This window comes from Metabacillus indicus LMG 22858, assembly GCF_000708755.2.
Lineage (GTDB): Bacteria > Bacillota > Bacilli > Bacillales > Bacillaceae > Bacillus_P > Bacillus_P indicus.
In genome coordinates this window covers 230,822-253,531 of the sequence record NZ_JGVU02000005.1, presented here as the reverse complement: position 1 = coordinate 253,531, position 22,710 = coordinate 230,822, and the positions used below count along the sequence as shown (strand labels likewise).

Sequence of the window (22,710 nt, the reverse complement as noted above, 5' to 3'; positions counted from 1 at the left end):
GCGAAAGGAGAATATCATGGAAATCCGGTTCGGCTATGTATCAAATGCTCTTAATTTGTGGGACTGCTCCCCTGCAAAAACGATGACTTTTGCCCGCTATTCTAAGCTTGACCGCGAAGAGGCTGATCAGGCGCTTCATACTGTTGCAAAGCAGAACCTCCAGCATACGCTGCGCATTCTGCATTATAGCGTCGCCCATGAGATTCCGCTCTACCGTTTCTCATCTTCTCTCATTCCCCTTGCTACCCACCCAGATATAAAGTGGGATTTCTTGACGCCGTTTGGCGGTCTTTTGCAGGAGATCGGCAGTTTGGTGAGAAAGAACAGTCTCCGGGTCAGCTTTCATCCTAATCAGTTCACCCTGTTTACGAGCGACAAGCCGCATATTACAGAAAATGCCGTAGCTGATATGCAGTATCACTATGATCTTTTAAAAGGGATGGGGCTTGAGGATGAGGGGTTTATCAACATTCATGTCGGTGGTGCGTACGGGAACAAAGAAACGGCGACAGAGCGCTTTCACCGCAATATAAAAAAGCTGCCGGCTGAAATTAAAGCACGGATGACCCTTGAAAATGATGATAAAACGTATACAACATCCGAAACACTGGCAATCTGCGAGAAGGAAAATATCCCGCTCATGTTCGATTATCATCACTACTTTGCCAATAAAACCGATGAGGATGATCTTGAGGAGCTGCTGGTCCGGTTTGCGCGGACATGGGACGGTACCGGAAAAAAACCGAAAATCCATATATCCTCCCCAAAATCTGAGAAGGAACTTAGAGCCCATGCCGATTATGTGGACCCCGATTTTATCATGCCTCTTTTGAAAAAGCTGAAAGAGATGGATTTGGACAGTGATTTTATGATTGAAGCCAAACAGAAGGACCGTGCCGTTTTGAGGCTTGTAGAAGAGATTTCCGCCATCCGGGGTGTAAAGCGAATGAGCGGAGGATCTGTTGTGTGGTAGGATCAGTCGGCTTACGCCCCCTGATCCTCTGTTTCTTTATCAAACAAAGTTATATAGGCGGCCCATGACATGAAGGCTGCAACAAGGCAAAACAGGGCCGCAGCGCCTGCAAGAAGATATTCGCCTTCTTTAAATGCAGCATACGTCGCATACCCCATCAAAACAGTGAAAAACGGCGTCATAATCAGCATCGCATAGTCTCCTGCTATTGACCTCGCTTTATACCGGTTTTTCCCCCACATCAAGTACAGAATACCTGCAAGAACCGCAAGAAAAACCGTGCATGCCGCTGCATATCCCATTGCTCCCGCTGAACTATTTTTTATCAGCCCGTCCGCTGTCACCCATCCAAGAAACAGGATTAATATCGTTCCCGGAATTTTCATCATGGAAGAAAGACATCCCATCTTCATGACCTCCTTTATGTATTCTGTTGATTTCATACCTCACCCTCATACAGTTTAAAACCTTTTTCAGGAAATTTAATGGGTTGATGGTACTGGATTTTGGCATATTTCAACAAAATACCGCTTAAAGCAAATAAAAAAGAACGGCCATCAGCCGTTCTTTCATACTTACATCTTTTCAGGAGCAGATACTCCAATCAGAGTAAGTGAGTTTTTCAATGTAATTTGTGTTGCTCTCATTAAAGCGAGACGCGCTTTGCTCTTCGCTTCGTTTTCAGGGTCAAGTACTTTTTCTGCGTTGTAGAAGCTGTGAAGCGCAGATGACAGATCATAAATGTAGTTTGTGATTCTGTGCGGGATGCGCTTTGCAGCTGCTTCTGTTACTGCCTGCGGGAATTCGCCGAGTTTTTTCAGCAGCTCTACTTCTTTTTCAGATGTTATATCGTTAAAGTTCTGAACATCTTCGTATGAAAGTCCCTGCTCTGCCCCCTGGCGCAGCATGCTTTCGATGCGGGCATGTGCATATTGGGCATAGAATACCGGGTTTTCGTTCGACTGTGATGCTGCAAGGTCCATATCAAAGTCCATGTGAGTATCAGCGCTTCTCATCGCGAAGAAGTAGCGTACAGCATCAAGTCCTACTTCTTCCATCAGATCGCGCATCGTCACAGCTTTGCCTGTCCGTTTGCTCATTTTCATCTTTTCGCCGTTTTTGTATAAGTGAACGAGCTGGATGATTTCAACTTCCAGTGTGTCTTTTTCGTATCCAAGCGCTTCGATTGCCGCTTTCATGCGCGGAATGTAGCCGTGATGGTCAGCGCCCCAGATGTTGATCAGCTTTGTAAATCCGCGGTCAAGCTTATCTTTGTGGTAAGCGATATCCGGCGTTAAATACGTGTAGGAGCCGTCATTTTTAATTAGCACGCGGTCTTTATCATCGCCGTATGCCGTTGAACGGAACCAAGTCGCTCCCTCTTCCTCGAAAATATGTCCTTTTTCGCGGAGAACAGCAAGAGCAGCATCAATTTTCCCGTTTTGGTAAAGAGAGGTTTCTGAATACCAGACGTCAAACGGCACGCGGAATGCATCCAGATCCTTCTTCAGTTTATCCATCTCGAATTTCAGGCCGTACTCACGGAAAAACGCAAGACGCTCTTCTTTGCTTTCTGACACGAACCGGTCACCGAATTCTTCAGCAAGCTTTTTGCCGATATCAATGATGTCCTTGCCGTGATAGCCGTCTTCAGGCATCGCCGCGTCCTGGCCGAGAGCCTGCAGATAGCGCGCTTCAACTGACAGAGCGAGGTTGTTGATCTGGTTGCCTGCATCGTTAATGTAATACTCGCGTGAAACATCATAGCCTGCTTTATCAAGAATGTTGCACAGGGAATCTCCGACCGCTGCACCGCGCGCGTGGCCCAAGTGAAGCGTGCCTGTCGGGTTGGCTGATACAAACTCAACCTGAAGCTTTTCATTGTTGCCGATGTTCACTTCGCCGTAGGCCTCTCCTGCTTCTAAAATAGACGGGATGAGATCCGTAAGGTACGAATTATTCATGTAAAAATTGATGAAACCTGGTCCGGCAATTTCAATTTTTTCGATTGATGCCTTTCCTTTATCAAAAGACGCTACAATGCTTTCTGCAATCGCACGAGGTGCTTTTTTTGCAACACGCGCAAGCTGCATCGCCATGTTTGTTGAATAGTCGCCATGCGCTTTTTCTTTCGGAAGCTCTAAAATCACATCTGGAATCTGGCTTTCTTCTGCAAGTCCAGCCTTAAGTACTGATGCTTTAATTTCGTCTTTTAACCGTTCTTTAACCTGCTCAACGATGTTCATCCTTTTTCCTCCCTAAACATGATCGTTAACATATGTGAATGCGAATCTTCTTCGCCGATTTGAAGTTCATATTGAACACGGATGATGCCGCCTGCGTTCCCGTCAGTCATCCTGACAGAAATGGCTTTTGTCCTCGTTTCAATCCTGAGCTCCCCGAACTGCGTCCTGTAGTTTGTCATGGTGTCCACATCTTTTACAAAGCGCTGTTTCATGGAGACTGCCCCGGACCTCATAATAAACACTTCATCATCCCTGAATTTGACGACTGTTTTTACTTTTCCGTACTCGTGTTCCTCGTGATAGCTTAAATAGGAGGCGTTATTTTTCACATAGTGCTCGCCGGAAGTAAAAAGCTCCAGGTTTTCTGTGTCCCCGCCCTGATTGATCTCCGTTTTTACGATCACTTGAACTGGTTTGCTTGCCGTCATTGTCACACATCCTTATAAAAGTATCCGCTATTAACTTATCCAGTATAAAGATTTCGGGCAGAAAATTCAATAGAAGGCAAGTAGTAGTTATCATCGTTGACGTTCTGGGGTCATTTATACCCAAAAATGAAAAAGCTCCAGTTTTGAACTGGAGCTTTTCTCATTATGGGCGCTTTTGCACCCAGCCTAAAATCATTTCACGAAGCAGTTTGCTTGCTGTATTGGCGGTCTGTTCAGAGTTGTCGTAGATAGGAGCGACTTCTACGAGGTCTGCGCCGACAACATGAATGTCAGAGCCTGCAATTGCATGAATGGAAGCAAGCAGTTCTTTTGATGTAATGCCGCCTGCATCAACAGTTCCCGTTCCAGGTGCGTGTGCAGGGTCCAAAACATCGATGTCGATTGTGACATAAACCGGACGTCCGGCAAGAATCGGAAGGATTTCCTTCAGCGGCTCAAGCACTTCGAATTTCGAGATGTGCATGCCGTTTTCCTTTGCCCACTGAAATTCTTCCTTCATGCCTGAACGGATGCCGAATGAATACACATTTGACGGTCCGATCAGATTGGCCGCTTTACGGATCGGCGTTGAGTGGGAAAGAGGCTCTCCTTCGTACTCTTCGCGAAGATCCGTATGGGCATCCATATGGATAATCGCAAGATCCGGATATTTTTTGTACATCGCCTTAATGACCGGCCATGAAACGAGATGCTCTCCTCCCATTCCAAGCGGGAATTTATCCTCTGCCAGTACTTTATCGATAAAATCTTCAATAATATCAAGGCTGCGCTGCGCGTTTCCGAACGGCAGCGGAATGTCGCCTGCATCAAAGTATTTTACTTCTTCAAGGTCGCGGTCTAAATACGCGCTGTATTCTTCAAGACCGATCGACACTTCGCGGATGCGCGCAGGGCCGAATCTTGAACCGGGACGGTAGCTGACTGTCCAGTCCATCGGCATGCCGTACAGGACCGCTTCGCTGTCTTCGAATGTCGGGTGGCTTTTAATAAAAACGTTGCCTGAATAGGCTTCATCAAATCGCATTTGTGTTTCCTCCTGATTATTTGATAAGATCTGCTACAAATTTCGGCAGGACAAACGCTGCTTTATGAAGCTCTTTTGTGTAATACTTCGTTTCGATCTCATGGAAGCGGTCTTCGCTCACTTCAAGCGGATCATATTTTTTCGATCCAAGTGTGAACGTCCAAAGTCCGCTTGGGTATGTCGGGATGTTTGCTGTGTAAAGACGCGTAATCGGGAAGATTTCTCTTACATCGCGCTGCACGTTGCGGATCAGGTCAGGCGTGAACCAAGGGTTGTCTGACTGTGCAACAAAGATGCCGTCTTCTTTAAGGGCTTTTGAAATTCCAGCATAGAAGCCTTTAGAGAAAAGGTTCACAGCAGGTCCTACAGGCTCTGTAGAATCAACCATGATGACATCGTATTCGTTATTGCTCTCTGCAATGTGCATGAATCCGTCGCCGACTTTTACCTCTACGCGCTCATTTTCAAGCTCTCCGGCAATTTCAGGCAGGTACTTTTTAGAGTACTCGATTACTTTTCCGTCAATATCAACAAGCGTCGCTTTTTTCACGCCTGGGTGCTTCATAATTTCACGGATTACCCCGCCGTCTCCTCCGCCTACAACAAGAACGTTTTCAGGATTCGGGTGTGTAAATAGAGGTACGTGAGCAACCATTTCATGATAGACGAATTCATCTACCTGTGAAGTCATGACCATGCCGTCCAAAAGAAGCATGTTGCCCCACTCTTCTGTTTCGACCATGTCAAGCTTCTGGAATTCTGTCTGCTCTGTATGTAAAGTGCGGTTAATTTTAATCGTAATGCCGAAGTTTTCGGTTTGTTTTTCTGTAAACCAATGTCCTCCCATATTAAAACTTCCTTTCTATATATAGTTTCTTTTAAAGCTACAGTAACGATTATTCCCTAATCGGTCATTCTGATTCGCCAAATTTCGAGTTCAAAACCTCACGGAAAAGTATAGATGAATCTAGCAAAATTGCAAGAAGAATTTTAATAGAAAAGGTTTAAAAAGACTGAGATTTTCTCATACTGATTAACAAGAAATGTTGCGGATTTCACGTATTTCGAAAAGATGCAGAAATGAGGTGGGGAACATGGAGGTTATGACGCCGCGGAGAATGCGCATAACTATTAAAGCAGTACGAGCTGCTTTTTTTATCAGTCTTATTGCCATTTTTACAGGGTCAGTCTTGCTCGGCACCGTCATGCTTACGGCAAAATGGCAGGGTGCTCCTTCCCTGGCCGTTCAGCAGTCTTCCATTATGTATGCAGGTGACGGGTCTGAGATTGCAAGAACCCATCACGGCGGCAAACGGTACTGGGTGAATCTCGAAGAAATGTCCCCTTCCCTGCTGGCAGCGACAGTAGCTGTCGAGGACAGGCACTTTTACAGTCATCACGGGTTCGACTATAAACGGATCGCCGGTGCTGCTCTTGCAGATTTAAAAGCAATGGCAAAGGTTCAAGGAGCGAGCACGATTACCCAGCAGTACGCACGGAACCTTTATCTTGGACACGATAAAACATGGAAGCGGAAGCTGTCAGAAGCTTTTTACACCATACGCCTTGAGCTGAATTACAGCAAAGAAGAGATTCTGGAAGGCTATTTAAATACGATTTACTACGGACACGGGGCATACGGGGCTGAAGCTGCCGCCAGGTACTATTTTGACAAAACGGCCGCAGAATTATCCCTCGCTGAAGCAGCAATGCTTGCAGGAATCCCTAAAGCGCCCGGCTCTTATTCTCCTTTTGACAATCAGGAGCGTGCGAAAAGCAGGCAGGAACTGATCTTAAAAACGATGGTGAACCAAGAGCTTATCACACAGGCAGAAGCAGATAAAGCCTATAATGAACCTTTAAAATACAGAGCAATTGAAGCTGTTAAAGCACCCGAAGCAGCACCGTATTTCCAGGATGCTGTCATGAAGGAGCTGTCTGAAAAGCTCAACCTTGACAGAGTCACAATTGAAACGCGGGGTTTGCGGATTTTTACGACCCTTGATCTTGAGATGCAAAAAATCGCAGAGCAGAAGATGGCAGACATCATTGATGAGGATTCAGCCATTCAGGCGGGATTTATGGCCATGGACCCGAAAACGGGGCAGGTAAAGGCGCTGATCGGCGGCAGAGACTACGCAGCAAGCCCCTTCAACAGGGCTACACAGGCTAAGAGACAGCCCGGTTCGACAATGAAGCCGTTTCTCTATTATGCCGCAGTGAACAAAGGGTTCACCCCTTCTACCCTGCTGAAAAGCGAGCCGTATACGTTCAAATTTGAGGACGGTAAATCGGTTTACAAGCCAAGCAACTATAACGGCTATTATGCAGACGGCGACATCACCCTTGCACAGGCCATTGCGCTTTCAGACAACATCTATGCTGTGAAAACACACCTTTTCCTTGGCATGAATGAGCTGATTGACTCGTCCAAAGCACTGGGCATTACAAGCAGGCTGCAGAAGGTGCCGTCACTTGCTTTAGGCACGTCTCCCGTAAAGCTTTCCGAAATGGTCGGCGGATACGGGATGCTTGCAAACGGCGGCAAGCAAATCGAGCCTTCCTTCATCAAAAGAGTGGAAGATGCAGAAGGAAACGTCATTTATCAGAAGGAAAAAACGGGTGAACAAGTACTGAACGCAGAAGCAGCCTTTGTCACATCCCATTTGATGACCGGAATGTTTGATGAGCAGCTGAATGATTATACATCCGTTACCGGCCACGCAATCATCCCGAAACTTTCGCGGGAATATGCAGGAAAATCCGGTACAACTAAGACTGACAGCTGGATGATCGGCTATGCCCCGCAGCTTGTTGCTGGTGTCTGGACAGGCTATGACAAAGACCAGACGATCGATGCAGTAGCAGAACGCAGCTATGCCAAGGACATTTGGGCAGGGTTTATGGAAGAAGCGCTGAAGGATGAGTCAGTGAAGGCTTTCTCTCCTCCTAAAGGCGTCATTGGCGTCTACATCAATCCGAAGACCGGCAAGCTCGCATCAGACAACTGTCCGGCTAAGAGGTTCGCTTATTTCGTAAAAGGCACAGAGCCGACGGAGTATTGCACAGATCACTTAGAAGACGGGAACAGCACTCCTCAAAAAGGGGAAGAAAAGCAGGAAGAAACGTGGTACAAAAAAGTATGGAAATGGTGGGACTAGGCATCAGCCGCCCCTACTAGATGAAAAACCCCGGACCGCCCATGGTCCGGGGTTTTTCGTGTCCTAGCTTTATAAGCTATCTTCAGTTTACTAAAATCGAAAGAATTTGACAATTTGTTCACAGGAACGTCACAGGATTGTCACGATTCCCCAAGCCCTGTTTTCAGCTCCGCACCGGAGTTGTTCCACATATCTGCATTGTGGTTCTTCAAAAAGTTCATCAGCACTCCTTTAGAAGGTACATCCATGTGATCAACCATAATATGGCGCTTAAGCGATTTATCCATCTTGTTTACGTGTTCAGGGAGCGACTTATAGCCTCTTCTGATTTCACGGTCGACCGTCATTTCACAAGCCGTTACGCCAGCGTAGTACGGCCCTTCTGCTTTGCGGTCAATGGTCACCCATACGAGCCAGAACGGCTTCCCGTTCGGCACATCCTCCTTGTTCGGAAGAAACTTAATACCCTTTTCAACCGTGCTTCTCGCATGCATCGCACCGATGTCGACAAAAGCTTCCCCCTCATTTACATCTATAAACACAGGAGAAATATTCTCAAGGCTCAGTGCACCGACCCCATAGCCGCCGTGGCCGTCAGTCGGATCGTTTTTGATGATATTGAACGCAACCTTTTTCTTTTTCTTATCTTGCTCCATTTAGATAACCTCCTAGAAAAACGGGGTGAGTATTGTTTGAAAAACCGTCAGCACAGCATCCGTTCCATATGAAAACGCCGGCTGAATCGTGTATTCGTCAAGCGGTGTCAGAACTAAAATCAAAAAAACAACAATCCCGTAGTTTTCAAACTGCGTCATTTTCGCCCGGATGCGCGAAGGCGCCAGATCTTCAATGATCCGGTATCCGTCAAGCGGCGGAAACGGAAACAGGTTGAAAATGAACAGGGTAATATTTAATCCCACAAGGATGTTAAAAAACTGCTCCAGACTTTCTGCCATACCTGATGACAAACCGTTCAAAACCCCTGTACTCAAAAGTATATACCATAACGCCAGGCCAATAAAAGCGACGAGCAAATTGCTGAGGGGCCCGGCAGCCGATACGAGAATTCCGGCAAGCCGCGGCTTTTTAAAATAAAACCGGTTGACCGGAACCGGCCTCGCCCACCCGAAGCCCGCAATAAATATCAAAATCGTCCCGAACGGATCAAGATGCTTCAGCGGCGACAGTGTCAGCCTTCCCTGATTCTTTGCAGTAGGATCTCCAAATTTAAAGGCTACATACGCATGGGCAAACTCATGCACCGAAAACGCAATGGCAAGCACAATCACAACGTACGGAATGAGCTCTAAATCAAACGCCAAAAATTCCACCAATCATTCTCCTCGCTAAACATTCTATTCTCCTTCAAGTATACTATAGAAGAATCCACCTAGAATACAAAAAGGAGAGTGTGACAATGCCATACGTAACTGTAAAAATGCTTGAAGGCCGCACAGAAGACCAGAAAAAAGCACTAGTTGAAAAAGTAACTGCAGCTGTATCCGAAACAACAGGCGCTCCTGCGGAGAAAATCGCTGTATTTATTGAAGAAATGAGCAAAAATCATTATGGAGTTGGCGGAAAACGCCTCAGCGATCAGTAAGCAAAAATCCCCCGGCAGAGCCCGGGGGATTTTCTATTGAAAAGCCTTCGTACGAATCGCCTCTATGTACTCATACGCCTGGCCGATTTCTTCTTCTGTATATTTCTGCTTGCTCTTAAGCGTAAAGACCTTTTCTTTCACTTCCTCTTTTTCAAGGGAATCAAAGTACAGAACTGTAGAGACAAGCTCGAGGAATCTGGCAGACTGGTCGTTTAAATCCTGCATGCATTCCTGCATCGGCGGCATGTCCGGCTCATAATTGGCAAGAAACTCTTCGCCCGACTCTGTCAGGGAATAGCGGTACTGAAAATATCCGCCTTTTTTCTCGTGCATTTCATTCAGAAACCCGAGATTGCAGAGCTCTTCAATCCTTAGCGTCAGTTCCTCTGAATATGGTCCGTAAAAGTGAAAATCATACTTTTCATAAAAAGGAAGATTGATCTTTTTGGCTATGTAGATCATCTTCTGCAGCTTTTTCCGTCCGGTAATCTCACCCGAAGAAGAAAAGACCTTCATCAGCTTTGCGTGTTCATTCAGCAAACCCCAACACTCCTAACCTTGTATTTTCACAGTATCTCTCTCTTTTTATTGTGTACTGAAGCGGCCCGCTCCCGGCCTAAACATTCAGCAATTCCATAATCCGTTTCTTCGCTGTTCGTTTTGATGACATATCCTTTATGAGATCTAATGGAAAATACAGCTTGTGGTCGGTTCTGCGCTTTCCTGATATCGCATCTACAATCTCCGACTGGCGGGAAAGCTCCCGCAAATCCCCGTTTGGCAGCTGCAGATGAATCGGAAGACGCTCCTCTTCCTCTCCCGGACGGTAAAAATCGTAAGGAAGATCAGACGATGAATCCACTACAAGATAATAGTCAGGGTCGATGCCTGCTTTTTTAAACAAAGCTGTAAGCTCCATCAGCTTCTTCATTTCCACTGTTGCAGCAGGATTAAACTCCGCATATTGAAACAGATTCCTGTTCATGAACCTTCTGCAAAGGTCGCTCAGAATCGGATCCGCTTCCTCCTGCCACTGCTGGAAATAATACATCACAACGGACTCATCAAGCTTCAGATAATCCTCCGTGGTGACTTCCTCTTCAAAAATAGAATAAAAGTGGACCGGGTCCTGCCTGAATGTGTAATAGTCTTTGTGAAGCTGCTTGGCACGGTGCAGAATTTTTGTCAGGATAACCTCTGCACTCCGTGTGACAGGATGAAAATACACCTGCCAGTACATCTGATATCTGCTCATAATGTAATCTTCTACAGCGTGCATCCCGCTTTGCTTAATGACCACCTGATCTTCGCGCGGCCTCATGACCCTGAGTATCCGCTCCATATCAAAATGTCCGTAGCTGACTCCTGTAAAATAAGCATCCCGCTGCAGGTAATCCATCCGGTCGGCGTCAATCTGGCTCGAAATGAGGCTGACGACCTGCTTATTCTCATACGTTTTGCCGATCACTTCGGCCACCTTTTTCGGGAAATCGTCACCCATCTGGCGCAGGACGGCGTTCACTTCTGTATCACCCGTCAGAATCTCCCGTGTAAATTGTTCATGATCCATGTGAAACACTTTTTCAAATGAATGCGAAAACGGACCGTGCCCCAAATCGTGCAGAAGGGCTGCGCAAAGCGAAAGAAGCCTGTCGTCATCATTCCACTCAGGACGTCCTTTAAACACGTCATCTACGATTCTCCGCACAATTTCATAGACTCCTAAAGAATGATTAAACCGGCTGTGTTCTGCTCCGTGGAAGACAAGGTAGGTCGTTCCGAGCTGTCTGATCCTGCGGAGCCTTTGAAACTCTTTCGTTCCAATCAGATCCCAAATCAGCTTGTCCCTTACATGGATATATCTGTGTACCGGATCTTTAAACACTTTTTCCTCAGAAAGCTTTCCGCTAATGGCCACTTAAAGTTCCCTCTTCCATCTTGACTTGTATCCATTATATCGATTTGGAAATGATGGCTTCAACCATTATTTTCAAAATGAATCCGATAAAAAAATCACCACTGCAGGATGTGCCAATGGTGATATTATTTCTTCAATTTTGTTTCAATTTTAACGATCAGCTCGTCCTCATTCGGAGCTGATAGCGGACGGTTATTAACAAACGCAAACGATTTTTTTCTGCCTGGACCGCAGTATGACTGGCACCCGATGTCAATTTTCGCATCAGGATCCACTTTTTTCAGGCGCGGCAGCAACGTCTTCATGTTGGTTGCCTGGCAATCGTCGCATATTCTGAATTCATTTGCCACTGTCTTACAACCCTTTCCTTCTGTGAATCACGTTCAAACACTATTTGGTATTTTACAGCTATTTGAACGCCAATGCAAGCCGGGGGAAATAACTTCTAGAAAGAATCCCTTTTCGGAAAATCTACTATCCTTGTAAAGTTTTTGTATAAAACCCGCCCAATCTGGCCAGAATGGTAACAAGAAAATACACAACTATTTATCTAATGAAAAGCGGATGCACATTTTATCTGCTTCGCATCTTAAGAAATTATTCTATCTACACTTTTATTAAGGGAGTTGGAACACATGAAACAGCGACAAGACGCCTGGTCAGAAGAAGATGATCTGTTATTGGCTGAAACCGTCCTCCGCCATGTGCGTGAAGGAAGCACGCAGCTGAATGCCTTTGAAGAAGTAGGAGACAAGCTTAACCGCACGTCGGCCGCCTGCGGATTCCGCTGGAACGCCGTTGTCCGCCATAACTATGAAAAAGCGCTTCAGCTGGCAAAAAAACAGCGCAAGCAAAAAATGCGCGCAGCCGGAAAAGGCCAGCCTGCCAAAAAGCAGCTGCTCTACTCTCCGCCTGAAACAGAGACTGTACCTGAGGAAACCCATACGGCTGTCTATGAACAAGAAGAACTGCCTGCTGTGACACACCCTGCCTACCAGGAAGATGTGCACATGGAAGAAACCTATGAGATTCCATTTACAGCCCGCAGACCTTCTGTGCCTTCGCTGCCTTCAGCACCAGCCGAACTGACCATGAATCAGGTCATTTCATTTCTAGAATCATATTCTCAGTCAAACGAGCACGTAAATGCACTGAAACTTGAGAATGAGAGATTAAAGCGCGAAAACTACGAGCTTTCCATGCGGAACCAGGACCTTGCTGTAAAAGTATCACAGCTTGAGCAGGATACCGTCATGGTGCAGGAAGATTACGAAACACTCATGAAAATCATGAACCGTGCAAGAAAGCTTGTCTTATTTGAAGAAGAAGAGCGTCCGGCCACAAAGTTCAAAATGGACCGGAACGGCAATTTGGAGAAGCTGGCGGAGTGATGCAAAAGATGTCCTGATGGGGCATCTTTTTTTAGTTGGGTACACATTGAGGAGAGAATTTAAATTGGAAAGCTGAATGCTCTTGTGTCGTGAGGAGAAAAAGAGGTTTGGACCACTTACGGCGGATCGTTATGGGGTGTTAGTGTTCTTGAACTTGGTTTGAAGCACAAACTCACGGGGTAGACACGTTTGTGCTCTTAAACCTGGTTTGCAGCACAAACTCTTAGCTGGGTAGACACGTTTGTGCTCTTAAACCTGGTTTGCAGCACAAACTCTTAGCTGGGTAGACGCGTTTGTGCTCTTAAACCTGGTTAGCAACACAAACTCTTAACTGGGTAGACACGTTAGTGTCCTTAAACCTGGTTAGCAACACAAACTCTTAGCTGGGTAGACACGTTTGTGCTCTTAAACCTGCTTTACCGCACAAACCTTGCACAAAGACACGCACAAAAAAACAGGCAAAGAGATCCCTCCCGCCTGCTTTTTCACCCTCTATTGAACTGTCCCAAATACCTTCTCATTTCTGTCATACATCCGAAGCAGGTTTTTTTCAAACAGCACCTGCTCATCAACAGAAAGGGATGCTGAATAGATTCTGCCGCTCAGTTCCTTCAGTGTCTTCAGAAAAGAAAGCATCAGCGACTGCACCGTGATGCCGTCCTGAAGCAGCTCGCTTAATGAAGCCATTGTTTCCGGGACAATTTCCGGATACGCAAATTTTGTCTGCTCCCCTTGTTTGGCTAGCTCATAAAATCTGCGGATGAGCTCAGCACGCTCTGAGCCGCTTCCATCTGCACACAGATAGATTTGGACGGCTATTCCCCCGCGAAGTCTTCGCTGCGAGATCCCTGCGAACTTTTTCCCGCCGATGCTGAGGTCATAGCTGCCTGGGCAGTACGAACCGGTTATTTCACGGGCTTCAATCTCCGCATTATAAGGCTTCAGCATCCGTTTGATCAGATCCCACATCGTGTCATAGCCGCGGTTTATATCAATTCCTTTATCTGTTTCAGGAAAAATAAGCGAAATGTTGAGGACCCCTTCATCCAGCACAACGGCAAGACCGCCGGAGTTCCGGACGATGACGCGGTAGCCCTGTTCCTTTAAAAAAGCAATGCCGTCCTGCAGATAAGGAAGCTTTGTGTCCTGAATGCCGAGGACAACCGTTTTGTGGTGCACCCATGTCCGCGCTGTTGCAGGCGACGTGCCGTTTCCGACAGCCGTGCATAAGGTGTCATCCATGGCAAAGGACTGCCTCGCATCAAAATGAGGCCCTAGACTGGACTGGTCGACAATTTTCCATTCATCCTGTTTCAGCAGTGTTTCAAAAGACATCTTCGTAGACTCCTTAGCGTTTATAAACATGTTTATTATAGCATGAGCTCAAGAAAAAAGAGACAGCGGCTGCTGTCTCTTTCCGTTCTATTAGATTGCCTGTCCGGCAGTAATCAATGCAAGTTTGTATACATCTTCTGCGTTGCATCCGCGTGACAAGTCGTTAACCGGTGCATTCAGTCCCTGCAGGATTGGGCCTACTGCTTCAAAGTTGCCCAGGCGCTGAGCGATTTTGTAGCCGATGTTGCCTGCTTCAAGGCTTGGGAAAACAAATACGTTAGCGTCGCCTTTAAGAACGGAGTCCGGAGCTTTAGAAGCTGCCACGGAAGGTACGAACGCAGCGTCAAATTGGAATTCGCCGTCAAGCACAAGCGTCGGGTCCATTTCTTTTGCAATTTTCACAGCTTCTGCTACACGCTCTGTTTCAGGTGATTTAGCTGAGCCTTTTGTTGAAAAGCTGAGCATCGCCACTCTTGGCTCAATGTTGAACATGTCTGCTGTTTTCGCGCTTTCGATGGCGATTTCAGCAAGGTCCTGGCTGTCTGGGGCAATGTTGATTGCGCAGTCTGCAAAGACATATTTTTCATCGCCGCGCACCATGATGAACACGCCTGATGTTTTTTTGATGCCTTCTTTTGTTTTAATGATTTGAAGAGCCGGGCGAACAGTATCTGCTGTAGAATGCGCCGCGCCGCTTACAAGTCCGTGTGCTTGCCCTGTGTAAACAAGCATTGTGCCGAAGTAGTTTTCATCCAATAGAATCTTTTGAGCCTGTTCTTCTGTCGCTTTTCCTTTGCGGCGCTCTACAAAAGATGCCACAAGCTCATTCATGCCTTCAAATGTCTGAGGATCATAGATCTCAACACCTTCAAGTGTAAGATTCAGTTCATTCGCTTTTGCTGTGATCTCATCTTTGCTTCCGACAAGAATCGGCACGAGAATGCCTTCTCCGGCAAGACGGTTTGCAGCTGTAAGAATACGCTCATCCGTTCCTTCAGGGAAAACAAGTTTCAGCTCTTTTCCTGATACTTTCTCTTTTAAAAGACTAAATAAATCAGACATTCCAAAACCTCCTAATTTGTTAAAAACAAACACTCTACAGACAAGGATACTCCACTTTCAAGCAAATTCAAACAAGCCGGGACCAATGCAGCGCTTACACGACAAATTCTTTATTTTCTAAATAGACAAACACTTTTCCCTTTAAACATCCCTATTTAATATGTGCAGCAGAGTCTGATTTCATTATTCCATGGACAAACTGTGGTATAGTAAATAGCGTAAATAAGTATGATGAAACGGAGTGAACGTACATGAGTGAAGCTGCACAAACACTTGACGGCTGGTATTGCCTGCATGATTTCCGCGCAATGAACTGGGCGCTCTGGAAAACGGCAAGCAGCGATGAACGCCAGTCAGCCATTTATGAGTTTCAGGGTTTGCTTGAAAAATGGGGACTTGCAGATGAGCAGAAGCAGGGAAGTCAGGCGCTGTACTCAATCGTCGGACAAAAAGCCGACTTTATGCTGATGATTCTGCGCCCTACGATGGAAGAACTGAATGTCATTGAAACAGAGTTTAATAAATCTAAGCTTGCTGATTACACCCTTCCGACCTTCTCTTACGTGTCAGTCGTGGAACTCAGCAACTATCTTCCTGCAGGAGAAGATCCATATCAGAATCCGCAGGTTCTTGCCCGTCTGTATCCTTCCCTTCCTGAAGCGAAGCATGTCTGCTTCTATCCGATGGATAAGCGCCGAAACGGCGAAGACAACTGGTATATGCTTCCGATGGAAGAACGCAAAAGCCTGATGCGCAGCCACGGCATGATTGGCCGTCAGTATGCCGGCAAAGTGAAGCAGATCATTACAGGATCTGTCGGATTTGATGATTTTGAATGGGGTGTTACGCTCTTTTCAGATGATGTGCTTCAATTCAAAAAGCTTGTATATGAGATGAGATTCGATGAAGTGAGCGCGCGCTACGGCGAGTTTGGCACATTCTTTGTCGGAAATATTCTTCCTGAAGATAAATTGTACAGCTATTTCCATATTTAACGTTCACAAGCTCTTGCCGGATCAGGCAGGGGCTTTTTTTGTGTCATAACGCTTATTTTCCGTTCATACCTATAAATGAGTGAGATTGATCTTTCATCCAGTCACACTGCTTCTTTGCGCCATCGCGGGGCAAATGATTCTGGTGTTTATTCAATTCTTACTGATTAAGGAGGGTTATTATGAATTCAGGTTTCAATCAGTTTGGAGCAGGCTTTAATCCTTATGGATATGATTACCGTCAGCAGCAGCCGCAGTTCGGGCAGCAGCAGCAATTTGGACAGCAGCAGGGCGGCGGACAGCAAGGTATGCAGGGCGGGCAGCAGCAGACTCCGACTCAGGCACAGGGCGGGATGCTGCCGCTTGAAGAATCATATGTCGAAAACATTCTGAGGCTTAACCGCGGAAAAGTTGCGACGATCTACATGACATTTGAAAACAGCAAAGAGTGGAACTCAAAAATCTTTAAAGGCGTGATTGAAGCGGCCGGCCGCGATCATATCATTCTGAGTGATCCGAAAACGTCTAAAAGGTACCTGCTTTTGACCATCTACCTTGATTACATTACGTTTGATGAGGAGATCGCCTATTATTATCCATACGATATGACGTCATATTCGCCTAGATAAGGTCAGATCTTTAGAGCATATACCGTGTATGCTCTTTTTTAGCCTTTCCAGTAATAGCGGTCGTCTTCGCCTGTATCGTCAGGCGATACGTCCTTTTGCTTCTCCTGTTTAAAAAGCGCAATGGTTTCCTGTTCTGCCTGTGAAACCGTACTCTGCACTGGTTTGGGCTCTTCTTTCACAAGTGTGTGAACATAGCTCTCCATGATGCTCGTCCTGTCCTCATATCGCTTTAAAAAAGCCGATACGGCGAGCAGAAGGCTGCCGCCGATCATCAGGTAAACAAAGATCGACAGTCCGGGAAGCATCTGAATATAAAAAAGTCCGTACGGCTCGTAATACTGCTGATTCTCTTCTGACACCATTTTATAGATGGTTGATATGGAGCTTAACCCTCCGGCAAGCCCTCCAATGATCATGATACTCGCAATAATCGTCAGTATTTTCTTCACTCTTCTCCCCGCCTTCCTTTTTCATTATTTTACCATGCAGCTGAATTTTAAGGGTAGCAAAAAGGCGGTCAGAACTCTTCTCTCAGAATAGCCCGGCCTCATGAGAAAAGCCCCGCCTCAGGCGGAGCTCTTCAACACAAATTACAAGAATTTCACGGCTGCAATGATAATCATTACCCAGGCAATAAGGAAGGAAAGTCCCCCAAGCGGAGTGATGGCACCAAGAACACTGATTTGCGTAACAGCAAGAACGTACAGGCTTCCCGAAAACAGCAGAATGCCGATAAACATCAGCCATCCCGCCCAGTTCAGCATGCCTGCCTGCGGAAGCTTGTCCATGAGAAACGCGATGACAAACAGACCGCCTGCGTGAAACATCTGATAGGTGACGGCTTTTTCCCAGATGTTCAAGTATCTCTCAGGAATTTTCCCTTCAAGCCCGTGTGCGCCGAATGCGCCGAGTGCAACTGATAAAAAAGCATTTGCAGCAGCAAGTATTAAAAATAGTTTCACAATTATCTTCTCCCCGATTTTAAAATCTGACATCTGCTTTCATCTTACCTTAACGCACCTGCAAAGCAAAGGCAGGAAGCGTATTCGTCAACGGATAATTAGAAATCAAAAAGGGAATCGCCGCTGTCTACCTCTTCTTTTTTCTTATTGAAGGATGAGGCGCCCATCATCTTCTGCAGCTGAAGAGCATCCATTTCTAAAGGCTTTGATGACTGCAGCTTCGGCTTGAACGGTTCTGAAGATTCCCCGCTTTTTTCGTCAAGGACAAGATCGCACAGAGTCTTAACAGCGAGCAGACGCTCTCTTACTTCTGACTCGCTTGACCCATTCATCGCCATGCGGACCTCTTTTTCCATTTTTGCAAGCAGCTTTGAAATATGAATATCCATTTTCGTTCCTCCATTATCATTTTTTGAGCGTATATTTTAAGCAGTTTTCACCTGAAGATCTTTTTACCTCAACAGATGGCCTTGCAGCTGATTTAAAGCCGAAAGCCCTGCATCCGTTGGGAAATTGTCTATCCCAGGTCACGTAGTAATGTGCACATTTTAAACAGTTGATCTGCTGAACGTTCATCTGATATCCTGCCTTTTTCTTTTTCCTTGCCCCCTATTATAGCAGGAGTTATTGCACACCGCCTGTAAAAAAGAGGTTTACATCACGAGCCCGGGTGATAAATAACTAGTATTACTAAACAGGAGAGTGATTGAATATGAAACCGACAGTAAAAGAATACACAAATGATGAAGTATTGAAGCAGGATGTAAATGAGCTGAAAAATCAGGGTATTGATAAGCAGGATATTTATATTCTTTCACACGATGACGAGCGCACCAACCGTGTAGCAGGCAATGCGGACGCCAACACAATCGGACTTTCTGAAATGGGTCTAGGCAGCGCAGTAGGCAACATTTTCAGCAAAAAAGGAGACGAGCTCCGCACAAAGCTTGAAGAGATCGGATTCAGCAAGGAAGAAGCTGAGCGATATGAAGAAAAGCTTGATGAGGGTAAGATCCTTCTGATGGTAACAAACCGCGACCGCGTAACCGGCGGAATTTAATGGCTGACAAAAAGGAGGTGCAGAGGCACCTCCTTTTTTCATGCAGAGCGCCTGGGAACGGATGGTCCAAGGCGTTTACTCTTATTCTATTTCCCAGTCAATTTCATCCCGTCCCAGTTTCCGCAGTGCTTCGTTTGTTTTTGAAAACGGTTTGCTTCCGAAGAACCCTCTGCGTGCAGAAAAAGGACTTGGGTGAGGCGACTCAATGATGACATGCCTGTTTTCATCAATTAGCTCTTTTTTGGCCGCTGCATGCTTTCCCCATAGAATAAACACAACCGGCTGTTCCCGTTCGTTCAGGAGCTCAATGATCCGGTCGGTAAAGGTCTCCCATCCCTGACCTTTATGGGAGGCAGCCTGTCCCTTCCGCACGGTGAGGACCGTATTCAAGAGGAGCACACCTTGGTCTGCCCATTTTTCGAGGCAGCCGTGATCCGGAGGCTCGCATCCGAGATCATCTTTCAGTTCGAGAAAAATATTGCGCAGTGAAGGAGGCTGCTTCACTCCTTTTTGCACAGAAAAACTCAGCCCGTGTGCCTGGTTCGGCCCGTGGTATGGGTCCTGACCGAGGATAACGGCTTTCACATTCTCGTAGGATGTTGCATCGAGAGCATGAAAAATATCATTCATGGGAGGGTAGACAGTTTCAGATGCGTATTCCTCTTTCAGGAATTCTCTCAATTTTGCATAATAGGATTTTTCAAATTCGGGTTTAAGCCACTGCCACCAGCCGTCGTGAAGAAGCTGTTTCAATTGTGTTTCCCCCAATCACATGCAGGTTTCTTCTACTAATGAAATCAGTTTTTTCAGCATGGAAACTGAATCTTCAAGTGTTAAAGAATAGAAGCGCTTTGTTCCTTGCTGTTCAGTGACAACCAGTCCCTGATCTTTTAAGATTTTCAGATGGTGGGAAATAGCCGGTCTTGAAAGTCTGGACTGATCCGCAATTTCGTTGACGGTCAGCCGCTCTGTTTCTGCCAGTAATAAAATTATATCCTGTCTCGCGGGATCTCCGAGAGCATGGAATAATGGGATGCAAGATCGAAATGTATCAATTGCCTGATCTCCCATTCACTTCACACCTTTCTTACGCACGTTCCTGTGTTTTTCTCACAACCCCTGTTACCGTTTTGCGGGGCATAAACCGTACGGCTGCTGCGAGCATTTTATTTTTTAGTCCAGGGATAATAACAGTTTTCTTCTTGTGCAGCCCTTTATAAGCCGCGTCCGCCACCTCTTTGACATCCATGACCCCGCTTTTGAAAAGCTTGGACTGGCCGAGGTTGGCACGGTCGCTGAAACCGGTTTTTGTCGGTCCGGGGCAAAGTACGGAAACACTGACCCCTGTCCCTTTAAGTTCATTTTCTATGGCTTCACTAAATGATAACACATATGCTTTTGTGGCGTAATACACAGCCATAAGCGGACCCGGCTGAAAGGCCGCTGTCGAAGCAACATTGAGAATATGACCGGAACCTCTTTCAGCCATATCGGGTGCGAACAGTTTGGCAAGCAGGGTAATGGATTTAATATTGAGATCAATCATATTGAGCTCTTCATCAGCAGATGTGCGGAGAAATTCTCCGTACAGGCCGAAGCCTGCGTTGTTTACGAGCACATCTACACATACACTTTCAGCCTTCAGTTCTTCGTATAGCTCCCGGACCTGGTTCATATCGCTTAAGTCTTTTCTTTTCACGATGACAGGTGCAGGCTTAAGTTCTTCTGCAAGCTTCTGTAATTTCTCCTCGCTGCGCGCAGCCAGGACTAAGCGGTATCCATCCTGCGCATATTTATAAGCAAGTTCTTTTCCGATGCCGTCTGATGCTCCTGTAATCAATACTGTTTTCATTTTTAAAGGTCTCCTTCTGTTTGTTTGTTTAAATGTTTAAACATATAATATATTGGATGTGCAAAAAAGTCAAACAACACAAATAAAAAACTCCCGCATAGCAGGAGTTAAACCAGTCTTGACCGAATCGGCCTGCCGTCCCAGACAATCCGGCTTTCGGCCTCTCTCTTTTTCAGCTCCGGCTCTTCGAGGAGCACAAAGAAGTTTTTTTGCGGAAGCTTTCCAAGCCCGTGTTTTTCACAAAGGACTTCAAGAAACGACTGTCTTTTTTTATTAAGGGAAAAAGACTGATGGCTGCCGCCTGCAGAGAAGGCATAGATGACGCTTGCCACCGGAACCCGCTTCACGGAAAATGCTTCAGACACTCTCAGGAAAAAGTCCCAGTCCCAATAATTGTGGACCTCCGGATCAAAATAGCCAATCTCACTGTGAATGCTTTTTAAATAAAGACTGCCCGACGGCACATAGGTTGAAAAGCGCCTCATCTCATCCGGATCATATGTATAGGCAAACAGCCTCCTGCTTACAGGCAGACGGACATGATTCTCTTCTTCAAACGTAACAATTTCCACATCTGAATAGACAAACTGAGCACCGTCTGAAAGCTCCCCGGCCATCCGCTCAATATGCCCGGGAGTGAAATAATCATCGTCATCACTGAGCATGATGGCATCACCGGAAGCAGCCTCAATCCCGGCATTCCTCGCATGAACATGCCCGCAGTTCTCTCTCAGATCAACCACCTTTATAGGTAATTCATGATAAAACTCCTTCAGGGAGTCAACTGACTCTCCACCATCATTCACAATAATAATTTCTTCCGGCATCCGTGTCTGGCCGGCAATAGATTCCAGCAGATCCGCCAGTGCATATAACCGGTTGTACGTCACAATAACAATCGAAATTCGCACGCTTATCCCCCTCATTTCTGTTGGTTTCTTTAATCCATTAAACCATAAACGGGCATGGGATGCTTATTGACAGAAGGATTTGGCATGCTATTTTGTTGTAATTTCCGCTATTATGGACAGATTCAAACTCAGTGTATTGAAGCGGAAGGCACTTGACTCCTGAGGGATGAAGAGGGTGTGGGCCCCGGAAGGCACAAAAGCAGTTGGACTTTTCTCTTCAGCGAGCGGAAAACAGTGTGAAGGGCGAATCTGAGCTATCAGGAACGACACTAGCTCTTCACTCAAAAAAATGTAGGTTAATTTGGTTAAACTTTTTTCAAAAGTGAAAACCTTTCTGTGTAAATGACCCTCTTCTACATTCGCGACCGCAATTTTGCCTTTCAATATCCTAGATATTTGATGGCATTCTTCATAATACAGGATACGTTCGTACTTGTTTCCTGAATATAAGCTTAAAACACCAGTGGACTGAAGCGGAAGGCACTTGACTCCTGCGGGATGAAGAGGACACGGGAGACCCCGCAAGCGAAGCGAGGAGGCTCCCGGGGCTCCCCGCGGAAAGCAAGTGACTGGAGCGAAAGGGAACGGGTACGATTTGAAATCTAGATTCAGCATAAAAACAGCTTTTTATAAAGCTTGTTTTAAAAATAATTACACGGGGTAAATATAAACCATCAGCACAAAAGGAGAGATCGATTATGAAGACATTCGTTGTTGAAAACGGCGTACAAGCCACCGAAAAAATCAATCACCTTGAAGTTGAAGGGTTCACAAAGGATGATATTTATCTATTCGCCCATGACCCGAACCGTTCTAAGCATCTTACATCGGGAACAGATACGGAAAGCGTAGGCGTTTCAGAACAAGGCGTCTTCTCGTCTATGAAAAACGTATTCCGTTCACGCGGAGATGAGCTGCGTTCTAAAATGGCCTCACTTGGCCTGACGGAAAATGAAGCAGCACACATGGAAGAAGAACTCGATAAAGGCAAAGTTGTCATTATCGCCCAGCAGTAATCACGCAATCTATATTCCCCCTACTCAATATAGATGTGAGGCGTGTCTCGTCCAGACGAGGCACGCCTATTTTTTATTTCTCACGGAACAATTATGCGCTCCACTGCGTCTCACGAATAGAATGAA

At 46.0% G+C, this 22,710-nt stretch carries 27 protein-coding genes; 8 read left to right on the top strand and 19 right to left on the bottom strand.

Annotation, left to right across the window (positions count from 1 at the left end; genetic code table 11):
• Positions 1-16: 16 nt before the first annotated feature.
• On the top strand, positions 17-973 hold the full coding sequence (gene uvsE, locus AZ46_RS21770) for a UV DNA damage repair endonuclease UvsE (protein WP_029283256.1): 957 nt from the start codon (positions 17-19) through the stop codon (positions 971-973).
• Positions 974-984: 11 nt separating this feature from the next.
• On the opposite strand, the gene AZ46_RS14125 is transcribed toward uvsE, so the two are convergent.
• From AZ46_RS14125 to speE, 5 genes are all read right to left on the bottom strand, one after another.
• Complete coding sequence (locus AZ46_RS14125) at positions 985-1,416, bottom strand: hypothetical protein (protein WP_152554754.1); 432 nt, start codon at positions 1,414-1,416, stop codon at positions 985-987.
• Positions 1,417-1,548: 132 nt separating this feature from the next.
• Entirely contained in the window at positions 1,549-3,219 is a 1,671-nt protein-coding gene (gene argS, locus AZ46_RS14120) for an arginine--tRNA ligase (protein ID WP_029283252.1), read from the bottom strand.
• On the bottom strand, positions 3,216-3,647 hold the full coding sequence (locus AZ46_RS14115) for a YwiB family protein (RefSeq protein ID WP_029283250.1): 432 nt from the start codon (positions 3,645-3,647) through the stop codon (positions 3,216-3,218). The genes argS and AZ46_RS14115 overlap by 4 nt, the downstream gene beginning before the upstream one ends.
• Before the next feature lie 163 nt (positions 3,648-3,810).
• Positions 3,811-4,692 carry an agmatinase gene (speB, locus tag AZ46_RS14110; protein ID WP_029283248.1) on the bottom strand — a complete coding sequence of 294 codons (882 nt, stop codon included), beginning with the start codon at positions 4,690-4,692 and terminating at the stop codon, positions 3,811-3,813.
• Between the two features lie 16 nt (positions 4,693-4,708).
• Positions 4,709-5,539, bottom strand: coding sequence for a spermidine synthase (gene speE, locus AZ46_RS14105; RefSeq protein WP_029283247.1), 831 nt, complete (start codon positions 5,537-5,539; stop codon positions 4,709-4,711).
• Between the two features lie 247 nt (positions 5,540-5,786).
• Here speE and AZ46_RS14100 point away from each other — a divergent pair, with 247 nt between their 5' ends.
• Positions 5,787-7,853 (top strand): transglycosylase domain-containing protein, encoded by a 2,067-nt coding sequence (locus tag AZ46_RS14100; protein WP_029283245.1) that lies wholly within the window; start codon positions 5,787-5,789, stop codon positions 7,851-7,853.
• Between the two features lie 140 nt (positions 7,854-7,993).
• Here the strand turns inward: AZ46_RS14100 and AZ46_RS14095 are convergent, their stop codons facing one another.
• Both AZ46_RS14095 and AZ46_RS14090 read right to left on the bottom strand, forming a co-directional pair.
• Positions 7,994-8,509: a YwhD family protein gene (locus tag AZ46_RS14095; protein ID WP_029283243.1), complete on the bottom strand. Its 516-nt coding sequence runs from the start codon at positions 8,507-8,509 to the stop codon at positions 7,994-7,996.
• Between the two features lie 12 nt (positions 8,510-8,521).
• Positions 8,522-9,187, bottom strand: a complete 666-nt coding sequence (locus AZ46_RS14090; protein ID WP_029283240.1) for a site-2 protease family protein — start codon at positions 9,185-9,187, stop codon at positions 8,522-8,524.
• Positions 9,188-9,270: 83 nt separating this feature from the next.
• On the opposite strand from AZ46_RS14090, the gene AZ46_RS14085 reads away from it, so the two are divergent.
• The gene (locus tag AZ46_RS14085) at positions 9,271-9,456 is read left to right on the top strand and encodes a 2-hydroxymuconate tautomerase (protein ID WP_029283238.1); all 186 of its coding nucleotides are present in this window, start codon (positions 9,271-9,273) and stop codon (positions 9,454-9,456) included.
• A 33-nt stretch (positions 9,457-9,489) separates the two neighbouring features.
• Here AZ46_RS14085 and AZ46_RS14080 read toward each other — a convergent pair whose 3' ends face one another.
• From AZ46_RS14080 to AZ46_RS14070, 3 genes are all read right to left on the bottom strand, one after another.
• The gene (locus AZ46_RS14080; RefSeq protein WP_029283236.1) at positions 9,490-9,996 is read right to left on the bottom strand and encodes a YwgA family protein; all 507 of its coding nucleotides are present in this window, start codon (positions 9,994-9,996) and stop codon (positions 9,490-9,492) included.
• A gap of 76 nt (positions 9,997-10,072) precedes the next feature.
• The gene (locus tag AZ46_RS14075; RefSeq protein ID WP_029283234.1) at positions 10,073-11,374 is read right to left on the bottom strand and encodes an HD domain-containing protein; all 1,302 of its coding nucleotides are present in this window, start codon (positions 11,372-11,374) and stop codon (positions 10,073-10,075) included.
• 125 nt (positions 11,375-11,499) lie between these two features.
• Positions 11,500-11,724 (bottom strand): YuzB family protein, encoded by a 225-nt coding sequence (locus tag AZ46_RS14070; RefSeq protein WP_029283232.1) that lies wholly within the window; start codon positions 11,722-11,724, stop codon positions 11,500-11,502.
• A 285-nt stretch (positions 11,725-12,009) separates the two neighbouring features.
• On the opposite strand from AZ46_RS14070, the gene AZ46_RS14065 reads away from it, so the two are divergent.
• Entirely contained in the window at positions 12,010-12,765 is a 756-nt protein-coding gene (locus AZ46_RS14065; protein ID WP_029283230.1) for an RsfA family transcriptional regulator, read from the top strand.
• 492 nt (positions 12,766-13,257) lie between these two features.
• Here AZ46_RS14065 and AZ46_RS14060 read toward each other — a convergent pair whose 3' ends face one another.
• Positions 13,258-14,100 (bottom strand): lipoate--protein ligase family protein, encoded by an 843-nt coding sequence (locus AZ46_RS14060; protein ID WP_029283228.1) that lies wholly within the window; start codon positions 14,098-14,100, stop codon positions 13,258-13,260.
• Positions 14,101-14,190: 90 nt separating this feature from the next.
• Positions 14,191-15,162, bottom strand: coding sequence for a phosphate acetyltransferase (gene pta / locus AZ46_RS14055; protein WP_029283225.1), 972 nt, complete (start codon positions 15,160-15,162; stop codon positions 14,191-14,193).
• Positions 15,163-15,413: 251 nt separating this feature from the next.
• On the opposite strand from pta, the gene hemQ reads away from it, so the two are divergent.
• Positions 15,414-16,157 (top strand): hydrogen peroxide-dependent heme synthase, encoded by a 744-nt coding sequence (hemQ, locus tag AZ46_RS14050; protein WP_029283224.1) that lies wholly within the window; start codon positions 15,414-15,416, stop codon positions 16,155-16,157.
• A gap of 179 nt (positions 16,158-16,336) precedes the next feature.
• Positions 16,337-16,783 (top strand): spore coat protein GerQ, encoded by a 447-nt coding sequence (gene gerQ, locus AZ46_RS14045; RefSeq protein WP_029283222.1) that lies wholly within the window; start codon positions 16,337-16,339, stop codon positions 16,781-16,783.
• 38 nt (positions 16,784-16,821) lie between these two features.
• On the opposite strand, the gene AZ46_RS14040 is transcribed toward gerQ, so the two are convergent.
• From AZ46_RS14040 to AZ46_RS14030, 3 genes are all read right to left on the bottom strand, one after another.
• Entirely contained in the window at positions 16,822-17,232 is a 411-nt protein-coding gene (locus tag AZ46_RS14040) for a hypothetical protein (protein WP_029283220.1), read from the bottom strand.
• A 141-nt stretch (positions 17,233-17,373) separates the two neighbouring features.
• Positions 17,374-17,745, bottom strand: a complete 372-nt coding sequence (locus AZ46_RS14035) for a DUF423 domain-containing protein (RefSeq protein ID WP_029283218.1) — start codon at positions 17,743-17,745, stop codon at positions 17,374-17,376.
• A gap of 98 nt (positions 17,746-17,843) precedes the next feature.
• Positions 17,844-18,134 carry a YwdI family protein gene (locus AZ46_RS14030; protein WP_029283216.1) on the bottom strand — a complete coding sequence of 97 codons (291 nt, stop codon included), beginning with the start codon at positions 18,132-18,134 and terminating at the stop codon, positions 17,844-17,846.
• A gap of 323 nt (positions 18,135-18,457) precedes the next feature.
• On the opposite strand from AZ46_RS14030, the gene AZ46_RS14020 reads away from it, so the two are divergent.
• On the top strand, positions 18,458-18,805 hold the full coding sequence (locus AZ46_RS14020) for a YflT domain-containing protein (protein ID WP_029283212.1): 348 nt from the start codon (positions 18,458-18,460) through the stop codon (positions 18,803-18,805).
• 81 nt (positions 18,806-18,886) lie between these two features.
• Here the strand turns inward: AZ46_RS14020 and AZ46_RS14015 are convergent, their stop codons facing one another.
• The 4 genes from AZ46_RS14015 to AZ46_RS14000 all read right to left on the bottom strand — a co-directional run bounded on the left by AZ46_RS14015 (position 18,887) and on the right by AZ46_RS14000 (position 21,568).
• Positions 18,887-19,558: a uracil-DNA glycosylase gene (locus AZ46_RS14015; RefSeq protein ID WP_029283210.1), complete on the bottom strand. Its 672-nt coding sequence runs from the start codon at positions 19,556-19,558 to the stop codon at positions 18,887-18,889.
• 15 nt (positions 19,559-19,573) lie between these two features.
• On the bottom strand, positions 19,574-19,876 hold the full coding sequence (locus AZ46_RS14010; RefSeq protein ID WP_029283208.1) for an ArsR/SmtB family transcription factor: 303 nt from the start codon (positions 19,874-19,876) through the stop codon (positions 19,574-19,576).
• Between the two features lie 16 nt (positions 19,877-19,892).
• Positions 19,893-20,657, bottom strand: a complete 765-nt coding sequence (locus tag AZ46_RS14005; protein ID WP_029283206.1) for an SDR family NAD(P)-dependent oxidoreductase — start codon at positions 20,655-20,657, stop codon at positions 19,893-19,895.
• Positions 20,658-20,764: 107 nt separating this feature from the next.
• Complete coding sequence (locus AZ46_RS14000; RefSeq protein WP_029283204.1) at positions 20,765-21,568, bottom strand: glycosyltransferase family 2 protein; 804 nt, start codon at positions 21,566-21,568, stop codon at positions 20,765-20,767.
• 698 nt (positions 21,569-22,266) lie between these two features.
• Between AZ46_RS14000 and AZ46_RS13995 the strand changes: the two genes are divergently transcribed.
• The gene (locus AZ46_RS13995; RefSeq protein ID WP_035207519.1) at positions 22,267-22,584 is read left to right on the top strand and encodes a YflT domain-containing protein; all 318 of its coding nucleotides are present in this window, start codon (positions 22,267-22,269) and stop codon (positions 22,582-22,584) included.
• The last annotated feature ends 126 nt before the right edge of the window (positions 22,585-22,710 follow it).

Bases quoted from the DNA above. Each gene is read 5' to 3' on its own strand.
- AZ46_RS14100 (WP_029283245.1), top strand. From the start codon at position 5,787: ATGGAGGTTATGACGCCGCGGAGAATGCGCATAACTATTAAAGCAGTA.
- AZ46_RS14005 (WP_029283206.1), bottom strand. From the start codon at position 20,657: ATGAAAACAGTATTGATTACAGGAGCATCAGACGGCATCGGAAAAGAA.
- hemQ (WP_029283224.1), top strand. From the start codon at position 15,414: ATGAGTGAAGCTGCACAAACACTTGACGGCTGGTATTGCCTGCATGAT.
- uvsE (WP_029283256.1), top strand. From the start codon at position 17: ATGGAAATCCGGTTCGGCTATGTATCAAATGCTCTTAATTTGTGGGAC.
- AZ46_RS14020 (WP_029283212.1), top strand. From the start codon at position 18,458: ATGAAACCGACAGTAAAAGAATACACAAATGATGAAGTATTGAAGCAG.
- AZ46_RS14030 (WP_029283216.1), bottom strand. From the start codon at position 18,134: ATGGATATTCATATTTCAAAGCTGCTTGCAAAAATGGAAAAAGAGGTC.
- argS (WP_029283252.1), bottom strand. From the start codon at position 3,219: ATGAACATCGTTGAGCAGGTTAAAGAACGGTTAAAAGACGAAATTAAA.
- AZ46_RS14060 (WP_029283228.1), bottom strand. From the start codon at position 14,100: ATGTCTTTTGAAACACTGCTGAAACAGGATGAATGGAAAATTGTCGAC.
- AZ46_RS14065 (WP_029283230.1), top strand. From the start codon at position 12,010: ATGAAACAGCGACAAGACGCCTGGTCAGAAGAAGATGATCTGTTATTG.
- AZ46_RS13995 (WP_035207519.1), top strand. From the start codon at position 22,267: ATGAAGACATTCGTTGTTGAAAACGGCGTACAAGCCACCGAAAAAATC.
- AZ46_RS14125 (WP_152554754.1), bottom strand. From the start codon at position 1,416: ATGAAATCAACAGAATACATAAAGGAGGTCATGAAGATGGGATGTCTT.
- AZ46_RS14115 (WP_029283250.1), bottom strand. From the start codon at position 3,647: ATGACGGCAAGCAAACCAGTTCAAGTGATCGTAAAAACGGAGATCAAT.
- speB (WP_029283248.1), bottom strand. From the start codon at position 4,692: ATGCGATTTGATGAAGCCTATTCAGGCAACGTTTTTATTAAAAGCCAC.
- AZ46_RS14085 (WP_029283238.1), top strand. From the start codon at position 9,271: ATGCCATACGTAACTGTAAAAATGCTTGAAGGCCGCACAGAAGACCAG.
- AZ46_RS14095 (WP_029283243.1), bottom strand. From the start codon at position 8,509: ATGGAGCAAGATAAGAAAAAGAAAAAGGTTGCGTTCAATATCATCAAA.
- speE (WP_029283247.1), bottom strand. From the start codon at position 5,539: ATGGGAGGACATTGGTTTACAGAAAAACAAACCGAAAACTTCGGCATT.
- pta (WP_029283225.1), bottom strand. From the start codon at position 15,162: ATGTCTGATTTATTTAGTCTTTTAAAAGAGAAAGTATCAGGAAAAGAG.
- AZ46_RS14010 (WP_029283208.1), bottom strand. From the start codon at position 19,876: ATGGGAGATCAGGCAATTGATACATTTCGATCTTGCATCCCATTATTC.
- gerQ (WP_029283222.1), top strand. From the start codon at position 16,337: ATGAATTCAGGTTTCAATCAGTTTGGAGCAGGCTTTAATCCTTATGGA.